Source organism: Haloarcula marismortui ATCC 43049 (genome assembly GCF_000011085.1).
Lineage (GTDB): Archaea > Halobacteriota > Halobacteria > Halobacteriales > Haloarculaceae > Haloarcula > Haloarcula marismortui.
In genome coordinates, this window is sequence record NC_006396.1 from 609,937 (window position 1) to 622,844 (window position 12,908).

Annotated in this window: 13 protein-coding genes; 9 read left to right on the forward strand and 4 right to left on the reverse strand. The window is 63.9% G+C overall.

Translation table 11 applies throughout. The features are described 5' to 3' along the window. Positions 1-27: 27 nt before the first annotated feature. Together RR_RS07095 and RR_RS07100 are read right to left on the reverse strand one after the other, a co-directional pair. Positions 28-1,383, reverse strand: a complete 1,356-nt coding sequence (locus RR_RS07095; protein WP_011223182.1) for a D-aminoacyl-tRNA deacylase — start codon at positions 1,381-1,383, stop codon at positions 28-30. After that, positions 1,383-2,744 (reverse strand): sodium:calcium antiporter, encoded by a 1,362-nt coding sequence (locus RR_RS07100; RefSeq protein WP_049938820.1) that lies wholly within the window; start codon positions 2,742-2,744, stop codon positions 1,383-1,385. Before RR_RS07100 ends, RR_RS07095 begins: the two co-directional genes overlap by 1 nt. Positions 2,745-2,877: 133 nt before the next feature. Here RR_RS07100 and RR_RS07105 point away from each other — a divergent pair, with 133 nt between their 5' ends. The 6 genes from RR_RS07105 to RR_RS07130 all read left to right on the forward strand — a co-directional run bounded on the left by RR_RS07105 (position 2,878) and on the right by RR_RS07130 (position 7,950). Continuing rightward, complete coding sequence (locus RR_RS07105) at positions 2,878-3,675, forward strand: shikimate dehydrogenase (protein ID WP_007190460.1); 798 nt, start codon at positions 2,878-2,880, stop codon at positions 3,673-3,675. A gap of 50 nt (positions 3,676-3,725) precedes the next feature. Then, positions 3,726-4,313 carry a helix-hairpin-helix domain-containing protein gene (locus RR_RS07110; RefSeq protein WP_011223184.1) on the forward strand — a complete coding sequence of 196 codons (588 nt, stop codon included), beginning with the start codon at positions 3,726-3,728 and terminating at the stop codon, positions 4,311-4,313. Positions 4,314-4,383: 70 nt separating this feature from the next. Then, on the forward strand, positions 4,384-5,853 hold the full coding sequence (pabB, locus tag RR_RS07115) for an aminodeoxychorismate synthase, component I (RefSeq protein WP_011223185.1): 1,470 nt from the start codon (positions 4,384-4,386) through the stop codon (positions 5,851-5,853). Beyond that, the gene (locus tag RR_RS07120; RefSeq protein WP_011223186.1) at positions 5,850-6,584 is read left to right on the forward strand and encodes an anthranilate synthase component II; all 735 of its coding nucleotides are present in this window, start codon (positions 5,850-5,852) and stop codon (positions 6,582-6,584) included. Before pabB ends, RR_RS07120 begins: the two co-directional genes overlap by 4 nt. Further along, complete coding sequence (locus tag RR_RS07125; protein ID WP_011223187.1) at positions 6,569-7,441, forward strand: aminotransferase class IV; 873 nt, start codon at positions 6,569-6,571, stop codon at positions 7,439-7,441. The genes RR_RS07120 and RR_RS07125 overlap by 16 nt, the downstream gene beginning before the upstream one ends. Before the next feature lie 92 nt (positions 7,442-7,533). After that, a complete protein-coding gene (locus RR_RS07130; protein WP_007190455.1) occupies positions 7,534-7,950 on the forward strand; it encodes a Rieske (2Fe-2S) protein in 417 nt (138 codons plus the stop codon). Positions 7,951-7,987: 37 nt separating this feature from the next. Here the strand turns inward: RR_RS07130 and RR_RS07135 are convergent, their stop codons facing one another. Beyond that, positions 7,988-8,278, reverse strand: coding sequence for a transcriptional regulator (locus RR_RS07135; protein WP_007190454.1), 291 nt, complete (start codon positions 8,276-8,278; stop codon positions 7,988-7,990). A 131-nt stretch (positions 8,279-8,409) separates the two neighbouring features. Here RR_RS07135 and RR_RS07140 point away from each other — a divergent pair, with 131 nt between their 5' ends. Next, the gene (locus tag RR_RS07140; RefSeq protein ID WP_011223190.1) at positions 8,410-9,276 is read left to right on the forward strand and encodes a universal stress protein; all 867 of its coding nucleotides are present in this window, start codon (positions 8,410-8,412) and stop codon (positions 9,274-9,276) included. Positions 9,277-9,347: 71 nt separating this feature from the next. Here the strand turns inward: RR_RS07140 and RR_RS07145 are convergent, their stop codons facing one another. Further along, on the reverse strand, positions 9,348-9,983 hold the full coding sequence (locus RR_RS07145) for an FAD-dependent oxidoreductase (RefSeq protein WP_049938821.1): 636 nt from the start codon (positions 9,981-9,983) through the stop codon (positions 9,348-9,350). A 205-nt stretch (positions 9,984-10,188) separates the two neighbouring features. Between RR_RS07145 and RR_RS07150 the strand changes: the two genes are divergently transcribed. Further along, positions 10,189-11,949, forward strand: coding sequence for a 2-oxoacid:acceptor oxidoreductase subunit alpha (locus tag RR_RS07150; protein WP_004961782.1), 1,761 nt, complete (start codon positions 10,189-10,191; stop codon positions 11,947-11,949). Beyond that, on the forward strand, positions 11,946-12,809 hold the full coding sequence (locus RR_RS07155) for a 2-oxoacid:ferredoxin oxidoreductase subunit beta (RefSeq protein ID WP_004961781.1): 864 nt from the start codon (positions 11,946-11,948) through the stop codon (positions 12,807-12,809). Before RR_RS07150 ends, RR_RS07155 begins: the two co-directional genes overlap by 4 nt. The last annotated feature ends 99 nt before the right edge of the window (positions 12,810-12,908 follow it).

Sequence of the window (12,908 nt, forward strand, 5' to 3'; positions counted from 1 at the left end):
CACCTTTGGCGGCTAACGCGCCAGTGTTCACAGCGTATATCGACGTATACGCTCGCGCTGGAACCGCTCCGGGTCGATTTCTTCGCCGTCGATTTCGACTGATTCGCCAGAGGCGAGTTTCCCGAACTTCGGTCCTTCAGGGATATCAGCAGTTCGCGCGAGGTCCGGATCGAACGCTGTCTCGCGGGCAACGAGTTCGTCCGCGTTTCGCTCGACACTGTCGAAGCGTTGTTTGAGGATTTCGACGAGTGGGTCGACGACCGCTTCCAGTTCCGTCGTCGCCGGACAGACAATCGGTCCGGTGACCACGGTCCCGTTTTGCTCGGTTGCGTACGCAATGGACTGACGCTCAATAGTGTCACGTAGTGCCTCGCTATCAACGCCGCGCACGTCCGAGATAAGTTCCTTCGGGAGGTCGAGTACGGTCCACTCGCCGTCGTATCCAGGTGCAAGTGCTCCGAATCGAAGGCCCTCGTCAACTGGCCTGATAGCGTCTTCTAGCGCCTCGACGAGGCCAAGGTTGACACCGGTTGCTTCCTGAACGAACGTCTCACTGACGACGCGGTAGCCCAGCGACTCGATGGCGGCCGTGAGGTCCGGCCGGTCGCCCTCCATGAGAGCGTAGTCGGCCGCGCTGGCCCGGAAGGCGCGGTCGAGCACTGTGTCGCGCTCCTCGTCGCTGTCGGCCCACTCCGCCAGCGCGTCCAACGACCAGTTGGCGGCGATGTGGCCGACCGCCCAGTCCGTCTCACGAACAACTCGCTCGAACCGCGGGGCGTAGTGGCCGCCGCCGACCCCGAGGAGGTGGCGGCGCGTCCCGTTCTCACGCGGCCTGTCAGCCGGTTCGTCGGCGAGGTCCAGTATCGCTCTGGCAGCGGCCTCGGCGGCGTCGGGGTCCTCCCACTGTGGCTCCGCACTGCCGACCTCGACAAACATCGACGGGACACCGACTGCTGTCGGGCCGTGGTGCGTACACTCCATCCCGACTTCGTAGTCCGGCGGAGCGTGGCGCTGGAGTGCCGACACCACGGCCTTGTGAGCCCCGGGACAGGCGCGGGCGAACTGCCCGTCTTCGCCGCCGTGCTCCGCGACACCGAAGTTTCCGGTATGGTGGGCCGTCAGGAGCTCGTCCGTCTCGCCGGCGTGTTTTGAGGCGAACACCAGCAGGTCCGGGTCGTCGAACGCTGCCGCGACGTTTTCGATGTCCAGATGTAACGCCTCGAACTCGCGGAGTTCCACGCTGTCAATCTGGTACACCGTACCGCCGCCTTCGTCGTCGGGCCGCGTTTCGTCGACGCTCGTTTCCCAGTCCCGCAATGAGCGCAGGTGCTCTCCGATGTGCATCGATGCCGCGTCGGCGTGTGAGACAACGATTCCGAGCATCAATCGGCGTTCTCCAGATGGACCGGTTCACGACCCACCGCGGACCGGACGGCGTCACCGGCCAGCCCAAGCAGGTGTTTCAGCGCCTCGCGGCGCTGGACGAACAGTCCGACCCCGAGGAGGACGTACAGCCCTGTATACGCCAGCAGAAGGTCGTGACTCGATATCGGCAGAGCGAGAAGGTCCCTGATGATGGCAAACTCCAGAACCACCTGCGAGATGAACAGCGCGAACAGCCCGATTGCTTCCCGGATACTTATCTCGAAGTTGACCAGAATGGCGAGCGCAAAGAAGGACTGGGCCGCCGTAATCCAGATCTCCGCGCCCTGCCTGGCGTCGAACGGCAGGACGTCGTACCCGCCGAGTGCGATGGAGTACACCACTGCGATAGTCCCGATGAGCAGCGTCCACTGATTGAGCTTCGAGGAAATGAGGGCGTTGAACCCCGCCGTCGAGCGGGCCTTGTTGACCAGCACGGCGACGACAATGAGCTCAGGTGACTCACTGGCCAGCGGGGCGACCCACTGGATCATGAAGAACTCGGGGATGCCGTTCGCGACGCCGATCTCTTCGAGGCCGTGGGCGAACGGCTCAACCGCGGTGAAAATCATTGCGCCGGAGTAGCCAAACAACGCCAAGACGACGAGTGGCCGCCACGGCAGCGACCACTCCTGGAAGTACTTTGGGACGCCGACGGTGTGCTCGTTGTGTTCGATATCGGACTTGAGCACGAGGCCGATGTACGCGACGTAGAGGCCCACCAGAAACAGCGTATCGAAGATACCGATACCGCCGCCGAGAGGGACAAGAAACGCCCACAGCGTCGCCAGAAAGAGGAAGGAGATCTCGGTTGCGATGTCGGTGTCCAGCTGGACGGCGTCTTTCAGGAAGCCGTCGCGTTTCGTGACTGCGGGGTCCCGTGTCTTTGCGGCGCGCCAGACGGTGAACACGGCGATACCCGCCCAGCCGATACCGATGAGGATGCGGTTCGCGCCGGTCATGTTCGCAATCGCGAGGTTCGCGTCGTGACAGGCGCGAGCGAGCCCCCCGCTTGCGGACTCGATTTCTGCCGCCGTGAACTGGCGACAGGCCTCCGTCGTCGCCCCACCAGCCCCGGCGTTCCAGGCGTACAGCGCGTCAACGGCGTACTCGGGAGCCACGGCGAGAATGGCGAGGACGGCGATAGCGAACGCCCTCGGTACGTCTTTCTCGGCGGTTTCAGCGCCCCAGGCCAAGAGGAACGACGCCCCGAGGACGGCGAGCCCACTGACCGCGACGGTGGTCACGTTCCCGACCTCAATGCCGGAGATAAATAGGTAAATCCAGCCGACAGTCAGGGCCAGCGCGACTGCGACTTGCATCAGTGGATGGCGAAAACGACTCACTGTCGGAAGTGTGGCTGGGTCTGGCTGAAAAGCTTGCGAAAGTGTCGGCTGCAGACCGTGCTTCCCACAGAGCGTGGCGTTCATACGACCGGGGCGCGCTGGCGTTGGTATGGACGTTTACGGACTCATCGGCAACCCGGTCGGGCACTCGCTGTCGCCCCCGATGCACGAGGCGGGCTACGAGGCACTGGGACTTGATGCACGCTACGTCACGTTTGAACCACCAGCGGATGCTGGTGCCGAAGCCATCGAAGCGGCAGAGACGCTCGGAGTCGACGGCCTCAACGTCACAATCCCGTTCAAGCAGGACGTGCTAGACGCCGTTGACCCCGCACCGCTCGCCGAGCGCATCGGCGCGGTCAACACCGTCGATTTCACCGGTGGGACGCCGACGGGCTACAACACCGACGCGGTCGGTGCGGTCCGAGCGCTGGACCACCACGACGTGTCGCTGTCGGGTACGGCGGTCGTCGTTGGGGCCGGCGGTGCGGGGCGAGCGGTCGCGTTCGGTCTCGCCGACGAGGGGCTGTCGGTGCGGATCGCGAACCGGACCGAGTCTAAAGCCGACGCGCTCGCCGATGAAGTCCCGGACGCCTCCGGCCACGGGCTCGATTCGCTCTCTGACCTGCTCGCAAACGCCGACATCCTCGTCAACTGCACCAGCGTCGGCATGGAGGAGGACAAGACGCCGGTCCCCGCCGACGCGTTACACAGCGACCTCGCGGTGCTCGATGCGGTGTACACACCAATCGAGACCCGTCTGCTACAGGACGCGGCGGCCGCGGGCGCAACGACCGTTGACGGCGCGTGGATGCTCCTGTATCAGGGGGTTGAAGCGTTTGAACGCTGGACTGGCGAGGACGCACCTGTAGACAGGATGAACGGCCGATTGCGCGAACACTTGTAACGGAGCGGTCACCAGCAAGAGATTTGTGTTGGGGATAAATACGTTCATGTATGGGTCTGCTTCAGAAATTGAAATCCGCCCTCGGGCTTGACGGGACTGGGTCATCCACGTCGGGAACCAATCGCGACGTGGACGTGACCGTCGAGCGAGAGCCCTCTACTGAAGACGAAGACGCTGTGAAGGGGACGAACACCGCGACGACTACCGAGACCCACACATCCGATACCACGGACGGGGCCGGGACTGAATCAGGGGATGGGAGTGCAACATCTGCTCAGACGGCCGAGTCGGAGACTGCGGCGTCACCGACTGCGACCGACGACGAATCGACATCTGCGACCGATGCTTCTCCAGCAGGGTCCGAGCAAGAACCAGTGGTCGACGACGAAGCCAGCGACTCGGAGGCCACCGCTGACGAAGAACCGGCCGAGGCTGATGCCGAGACTGAGGACGAGGAAAGTACTGCCCCAGTCACGGAAATAAAGGGTATCGGTCCCGCCTACGCCGACCGACTCGCTGATATCGGTATCGAGACGGTGGGCGAACTGGCCGCTGCGGATGCAGCGGACATCGCCGCAGACACCGACCTCTCAGAGAGCCGCGTTTCGGGCTGGATCGAGCGGGCCGAAGACTTCTGAAACCGTTGACGTTCCGTCTTTTTGCGCCGAACCGCAAGGGAATTAGTCGCCGCACTGTTTTCGTTCGGTAATGCAATCGGTCGAAACCGACCGGACCACGTTCACCGACCTTGCGGCCGACGCGCATCCAGCGGCGCGCGTCCCTGTCGAGGTTCGAGTGGACGTCGATGACCCGTTTCTCGCCTATCGCCGGGCGCGCGACGAAACTGGCGGCGTGTATCTGGCGACGACCGGCGGCCAGTCGGGGTGGGGTTACTTCGGGACCGCTCCGGCGGACTTCCGCGAGGTCGACCCCCGAGCTGGCGGGACCCTCGCCGCACTGACTGAGTTTCTCGACGGCGAGCGGCTGGTCCGTGGTGACTGCGACGTACCGTATCCCTGCGGAGCCGTTGGATGGCTCTCCTACGACGTGGCGCGGGAACTGGAGTCACTGCCCGACAGCGCCGATGCCGACCGCGCGCTCCCAAACCTGCAGGTGGCCCGCTACGACCGCTTCGCCGCTTGGGAGGAACCCCGCGGTGAGTCGGTGACGCTGCGTGTGACAGCCTGCCCGCGGGTCGACGACTTTGAGACGCCCGAACTGGCCTACGAGTTCGGCAAGCAGCACGCGCTGGACTTGGCGCGGGCAGCGGCACAGGGCGACCCCAGTGTCGAGGATCCGCCGGTCGAGACCGATGAAGCAACCTTCGAGAGTGACTGCACGCGCGAGTCATTTGCTGACCGAGTCCAAACGGTCAAGCAGTACATCCGCGACGGCGACACGTTTCAGGCGAACGTCTCACAGCGTCTCCGCGCACCCGCCGCAGTCCATCCCGTCGAGGCTTTCGACGCGCTTCGAACTGTGAACCCCGCACCGTACTCTGCCCTGCTTGAGTTCCCTGGCGTTGACCTCGTCAGCGCCAGCCCGGAACTCCTCTTGCACCGCGATGGCGACCGTATCGAGACCGAACCCATCGCTGGCACCCGCCCGCGGGGCGAGACGCCCGACGCTGACGACCGACTGGAAACGGACCTGCTCGACGACGAGAAGGAGCGCGCCGAACACGCGATGCTCGTCGACCTGGAGCGCAACGACCTGGGGAAAGTGAGCAAATTCGGGAGCGTGGAAGTGTCTGACTACCGCCGCGTCGACCGCTACTCCGAGGTAATGCACCTCGTCTCGGTCGTCGAGGGCCGACTCCGTGACGGCGCGTCTCTGCAGGACGCCATCGCTGCGGTGTTCCCGGGCGGCACCATTACCGGCGCGCCGAAACCCCGGACGATGGAGATTATCGACGAGGTCGAGGCCACGCGACGAGGACCGTACACCGGCTCCATCGGCCTGTTCGGCTTCGATGGCCGGGCGACGCTGAACATCGTCATCAGAACGCTGGTCCGGTACGCCGAGGAGTACCACCTCCGCGTCGGTGCCGGGGTGGTTCACGATTCGGACCCGGACCGCGAGTATCAGGAGACGCTGGACAAGGGCCGCGCGCTCGTTAACGCCGTCGACGAGGCGCTGGGCCGGCGTGTCGACCTTGCCATGGAGGACCAGCAATGAGCGGCCACCGTGGCGGCGACGATAGCGGCAACAACACTGCGGGCGGCCCGGCGACGGACTCGCTGGCTCCGACCGTACTGGTCATCGACAACTACGATTCCTTCGCGTACAATCTTGTCCAGTACGTCGGCGAGGTGGTTCTCCGACTGGGCGGGACCGAGGACGATGTGGTCGTTCGGCGCAACGACGCCATTGCTGTCGAAGGTATCCGGGAGATGGACCCCGATGGCATCGTCGTCTCGCCGGGGCCAGGGACGCCCGAGGATGCCGGCGTCTCGATGCCGATATTCGAGGAATTGGAATACCCGACGCTAGGGGTTTGTCTCGGCCACCAGGCACTGTGTGCGGCCAACGGCGCGCCAGTCGGCCACGCCGAGGCGGTTGTCCACGGCAAGTCTTCGTCGGTTACCCACGACGGCACAGGTGTGTTCGAAGACATCTCGGACCCGTTCGAGGTCGGGCGCTACCACTCGCTGGCGGTCGACCGCGAGAACCTCCCCGACGTACTGACCGAGACGGCATACACTGTCAGCGACGACGCTGAGGCCGCTGCGGTACCGGAGTCAGCCGACGCTGCCACCGCCGACGGCACGGACGAGTCGCAGGTCGTCATGGGCGTCCGCCACAGCGACCGCCCGCATATCGGCGTGCAGTTCCACCCCGAGAGCATCCTGACAGACCACGGCAAGACCATGATCGAGAACTTCTGCCTACTATGCAATACCACGTAAACGGGACGCTCGTCCCCGAGGACGAGGCAACGGTGTCGGTGCGCGACCGCGGGTTCATGTACGGCGACGCGGCGTTCGAAACGCTCCGGGCCTACGGCGGCGAGCCGTTCCGGTGGGACGCCCACCGCGAGCGCCTGCAGCGGACGGCCGAGACGCTGGGCTTCGCTGACGCCGTGCCCGAGGACCTCGGGGAGCGCGTCGACGAGACGCTCGCGGCTAACGACCTCGAGGAGGCGTACGTCCGGCTGTCTGTCACGCGGGGCGTCCAGCCCGGGAAGCTCACGCCGGGGGCCGACGTCGACCCGACGGTCGTCGTCATCTGCAAGGAACTCCCGCGGGGCGGGCTCGACGGCGAGCGCGTCTGGGACGAACCGGCGTCGGCTCAGACGGTCCGGACCCGGCGGATTCCCAGCGAGGCCGTTCCAGCGGACGCGAAGACCCACAACTACCTCAACGGGATTCTCGGCCGGCTCGAACTCCGAAAGGCCGCCGCTGGCGGCGAACCAGCCGACGAGTGTCTCATCCGGGACACGGACGGGAATCTGGCCGAAGGGGCGACGAGCAACCTCTTTTTCGTCACGGACAACGGCCTCCGGACGCCGAGTACGGACCTCGACCTGCTGCCGGGGGTTACCCGCGACGTGGTAATGGACATCGCTCGCGGCGAGGATTTCCCTGTCGAGACCGGTCACTATTCGCTCGATGCCCTGCGTGACGCCGACGAGGCGTTTCTCACCAACTCGACGTGGGAGATCCGCCCCATTGCGACCGTCGACGGCATCTCCGTCGGGAGCGGGCCGATGACGAAGCTCCTGCAGCGACTGTTCGACGAGCGTATCGAGGAGCGCCATTACTGAGGCCGATTCAGTTCTGGTGGTCGTCTCCTCAAGACGAGAATAGGGCCGGGACCGGCGGTTTGAAACGGCTCACATCCTTACGGATGTGTAGTATGGACGAGGACAGCCGTATCGTTGCGCTGGATGAAGTGCCCGACGATGGAACCTTTCTGTTCACTGTTCGTGACGGGTTCGACACAAAAGAAGCGATTATCGTTGAGTTGTCCGACGCCGTCGTCGCGTTCGAGAACTACTGTCCACACTGGACAGATGTCCGGCTTGACAAAGGCAGTGGGGCGACGGTTCGTAACGGGGAACTGGTGTGTGAGAAACACGGGGCGACGTTCGAATCCGAGTCGGGGCTGTGTAACTACGGTCCCTGCGAGGGGGCAGTGCTGGAGGAAGTCGCGATCACTACTGAGGACGGTGATGTCTACCTGACCGACGAGCGCTACGAGTTCGAAAATCAGGGACCCTCCGGCAATCATGACCTTTCCTCACGCGGTCGCATCGGCTTCTCCGGGAACTGAGCGCACAGAATCGATGCCGCTGGGAATCGCCCTCCTATCAGCTGATTCGGTACGCCGGCTCCGAGACGGCCTCGCATTTACACTCCGGGCACCGGCTCGGTCGGTTCGTCAGGTCGTCGAAGTCCGTGAAGCCGCACTCCTCGCACTCGGGTGGGGCAACAAGGAGCTGTTCGTCGGTTGATTCCAGAGATTTCGAGATATGCTCTACGTGTGTGAGCGCGTCGCTGGTCTGTATTTCGAACTCGTTTGCGATTGTCCCGGCGGCCATCGCTTTGTCGCGTAGTTGGTCAGCGATGCGCTGGCGCGTCGTCCGACTTGCCTCGCGCATGGGAAAAATTGGCATCCGACTGTTATAGGCTTTGTTCTGTTCTCGTGGCGCCACCGTTGCCGTCTCCCGGACAGTTCCTCGCTCCGTCACGGTACTTTATCACCGACGGCGGTGAACAGCGAGACCAATCGATGTTCGATAGTATCCTTGTGCCGACAGACGGAAGTCCCGGTTCCGAGCGTGCGTTCGAGGCTGCCGCGACGCTTGCACGCACTCACGACGCCACCGTCCACGTCCTCTCGGTCGTTGACGAGCACGGACCCACGGACGACTGGGACTACGACGGCGACTCTCCGGCGGAAGCCTTCATCGAGTCCCAGGCCGACCACGTCGACACCGAGGGCCTGTCCATCACCGCCGCCGTTCGCGAGGGAGTCGTCCATGACGCGGTCCTCGACTACGCCAACGAGACCGGTATCGACCTCATCATTATGGGAACGCACGGGCGAACCGGCGTCCGGCGGTTCCTCCTCGGGAGCGTCACCGAGAAAGTCGTCCGCCTCGCCGACGTGCCCGTCCTTTCTGTCAAAGCCGACGCGGAGCCGGGAACCATCTCATTCGACGACATTCTGCTCCCGACTGATGGCAGTAGCGGCGCGGAGGCAGCTATCGAGCCGACGGGCACACTCGCAAGCGAAACCGACGCGACAGTCCATCTCGTTTCGGTGGTGGACACGCGGTCGCTCGGTATCGATGTGGGGTCCACCGTCATCGTTGACGAACTGGAGTCGGTCGCGACGGATGCCGTCGAGGATGGCTCCGATCAACTCACTAAGATGGGAGTCAAAGCCGTTGAGACAGCAATCACTCACGGTATCCCGTATCAGGCCATCCTCGACGCCATTGAGGACACTGATGCCGACCTCGTCGTCATCGGGACCCATGGTCGCACGGGTGTCGACCGCTACCTGCTGGGCAGCGTTGCCGAAAAACTGGTCCGAACCTCGCCGGTTCCGGTGATGACCGTTCGAGCGTCGGACGTCGGCGAGGAAAGCTAACACCGCTCCCAGCGGTGTATCGTGGAATTATAGCCAGCCGGCGAGACGACGCTTGGACGGCACTCGACCGCCTATCCGAAGTTCTCGACTTTCGCGTCGTCAGTGCTGACGCCGGCAGCTTCGAGCGCTTCCGTGGCGGCGTCGAGGAAGTCCGCGAAGCCGTAAATGAACACCTGGCCGCCGTCTTCGATAGCGTCGGCGACTGGCTCAGCCAGGGATTCCTCGCTGTCGATGACCGAGACGAGCGCCCCGGCCTCGGCGAGCGCGTCCAGTCGGTCCTCGTGGACCGGCGCATCGTCCTGATACACGACTGCGGCCTCGTTGCCGTCGTCCAGTGCGCGCTCGGCGATACCCACGGCTGGACCGACGCCGGGCCCACCGGCGAGGACGACAGCGCGACTCTCGCCTTCGTAGTAATCCGACCCGAACGGCCCGGCGATGCGGACACCGTCGCCCGCTTCAAGCGCGCCGAGTTGGGGGGCTAGCTCGCCGTCGGGGTCGATGCCGACGGTAATCTCGAACGCCTCGTCGACTGTCGGCGAGGAGATTGTGTAGAACCGTGAGATGTCTTCCCCGTCGACGCCCAGCGTCAGCTTGACGAACTGCCCCGGCTGTGCGTCGAAGGCCTCCGGTGTCTCGAAGTCGATCGCCACGGTGTCCGGTCCGACATCTCGGACGGCAACCACGTCGAGGACTTGTTCATCCATACCTGAGAGTTGCCGTGACTGGGCAAGGGGGTTACGGTCGCGGAGTTTCACGCCTACCGGCATCAGTTGCCGGAATTTTCTAACATACGGGTGATTATGCCGGTTTTCACTCGAAACTACCCCGGAATTCACTCAAAAGCGAGTAGTGCGCGCGCGGGCGGTTACGGAAGGCTTTTCCTACCACGCTGGCTACCCGAGGGATATAATGCCAGAGGACCTGAACTGGGCCATCGGCGGCGAAGCCGGCGATGGAATCGACTCCACCGGGAAGATTTTCGCGCAGGCACTCTCCCGGGCTGGTCGACACGTCTTCACCTCAAAGGACTTCGCCTCCCGCATCCGTGGCGGGTACACTGCCTACAAGGTACGGACGTCAGTCGACCGCGTCGAGAGTGTCGTTGACCGCCTAGACATCCTGATTGCACTCACAGAGCGCACCATCCACGAGAACGAGGACGAACTCCACGAGGATTCCGTCATCATCTACGACGGTGAGCGCTCGACGATGCAGGACGTGGAAGTCCCCGGCGACGCGACGGCACTCGAAGTACCGCTGAAACGACTCGCGGAAGACGCGGGTGGGGCCATCATGCTCAACGTCGTCGCCCTCGGCGCGGCGTGTGAAGTCACTGGCTTCCCCATCGAGAACCTCGACGAAAGCCTCGAAAAGCGCTTCGGCGACAAGGGCGAGGCCATCGTCGAGAACAACAAGGAAGCCGCCCGGAAGGGACAGCACTACGTCCAGGAGGAGTACGGCGAGTTCGACTACGACATGGAGACGACCGACGAGGACTACGTGCTTCTCAACGGCGACGAGGCCATCGGCATGGGTGCCATCGCCGCCGGCTGTCGCTTCTACTCCGGCTACCCAATCACGCCAGCGACGGACGTGATGGAATACATGACCGGCCGTGTCGACCAGTTCGGTGGCAAAGTCGTTCAGGCCGAAGACGAACTCTCCGCGATCAACATGGCGCTTGGCGCGGCACGTGCCGGTGCCCGAGCCATGACCGCCACGTCCGGTCCGGGTATCGACCTGATGACCGAGACGTTCGGGCTGGTCGCCACCAGCGAGACGCCGCTGGTCATCTGTGACGTGATGCGTTCCGGTCCGTCGACCGGGATGCCGACCAAGCAGGAGCAGGGCGACCTCAACATGACACTGTACGGCGGCCACGGCGAAATTCCGCGGTTCGTCGTCGCTCCGACGACTGTCTCGGAGTGCTTCTGGAAGACCGTCGAGGCGTTCAACCTCGCCGAAAAATACCAGACGCCGGTCTTCCTCGTCTCGGACCTCGCAATGGCCGTGACGGAACAGACCTTCTCCCCCGAGACCTTCGACATGGACGAAGTCGAAATCGACCGCGGGAAGGTCGTCGACGAGAACGAGATCGACGCCTGGCTGGACGAGAAGGGGCGCTTCCAGGCCCACTTCGCGGCCGCAGACGGGGTCTCGCCGCGTGCGTTCCCCGGCACGACCGACGGCGCGCACATGACGACCGGCCTCGAACACGACGAACTCGGCCGGCGGACCGAAGACACGGACGTGCGTATCGAGCAGGTCGACAAGCGCCAGCGGAAAGTCGAGACCGCCCGCGAGCAGGAGGACTTCGACTACCGCGAGTTCGGCGACTCCGACGCCGATACGCTCGTCATCTCCTGGGGCTCCAACGAAGGAGCCCTGCGCGAGGGGCTGACGCTGCTGGAGGAAGACGGCTACGACGTGCGGTTCCTCTCGGTGCCGTACATCTTCCCGCGGCCGGACCTCTCCGAAGAGATCGAAGCCGCAGAGGACGTTATTGTCGTCGAGTGTAACGCCACTGGCCAGTTTGCGGATGTCATTGAGCACGACGTCCTCGAACGGGTACAGCGCATCAACAAGTACAACGGCGTGCGGTTCAAAGCAGACGAACTGGCAACCGAGATCAAGCAAACGCTTGACACACCCCCGGAGGCAACACAATGAGTTCCGACGTTCGCTTCACAGACTTCAAATCCGACAAGCAACCGACCTGGTGTCCCGGCTGCGGTGACTTCGGGACGATGAACGGCATGATGAAGGCACTGGCAGAGACGGGCAACGACCCCGACAACACCTTCATCGTCGCCGGTATCGGCTGTTCCGGTAAGATCGGGACGTACATGCACAGCTACGCGCTCCACGGCGTCCACGGCCGCGCGCTGCCGGTGGGCATCGGCGTGAAGATGGCCAACCCGGACCTCGAAGTGATGGTCTCGGGCGGTGACGGTGACGGGTACTCCATCGGTGCCGGCCACTTCATCCACGCGGTGCGGCGCAACGTCGACATGAGCTACGTCGTGATGGACAACCGGATTTACGGGCTGACCAAGGGGCAGGCCTCGCCGACCTCGCGTGAGGACTTCGAGACCTCGACCTCACCTGACGGGCCGAACCAGCCGCCGGTCAATCCGAAGGCGCTGGCGCTGGCTTCCGGTGCGACGTTCATCGCGCAGTCGTTCTCCTCGAACGCACAGCGACACGCCGAGATTGTCCAGAAGGCCGTCGAACACGACGGCTTCGGCTTCGTGAACGTCTACTCACCGTGTGTGACGTTCAACGACGTGGACACCTACGACTACTTCCGCGACGCCATCGTGGACCTCGACGAGACCGACCACGACCCGGCGGACCGCGACCAGGCCAAGGACAAGATCCTCGAAAGCGAGAAGGAGTACATGGGCGTCCTGTATCAGGATGAAGACTCCGTTCCCTTCGAGGAACGCGAGGGCGTCGAGGGCTCGATGGCTGAGATTCCGGACGGCGCGCCTGAGGGCGCGATGGATCTCGTCCGCGAGTTCTACTAAGTACCTTTTTGCGCCTCGGGTGCGCTTCGCGCACCACTCGGCGCAAAAATCTACGCTAAAAAGGCCGGAATCGAGGCCACAGCCTCGATTCCGGTGAAA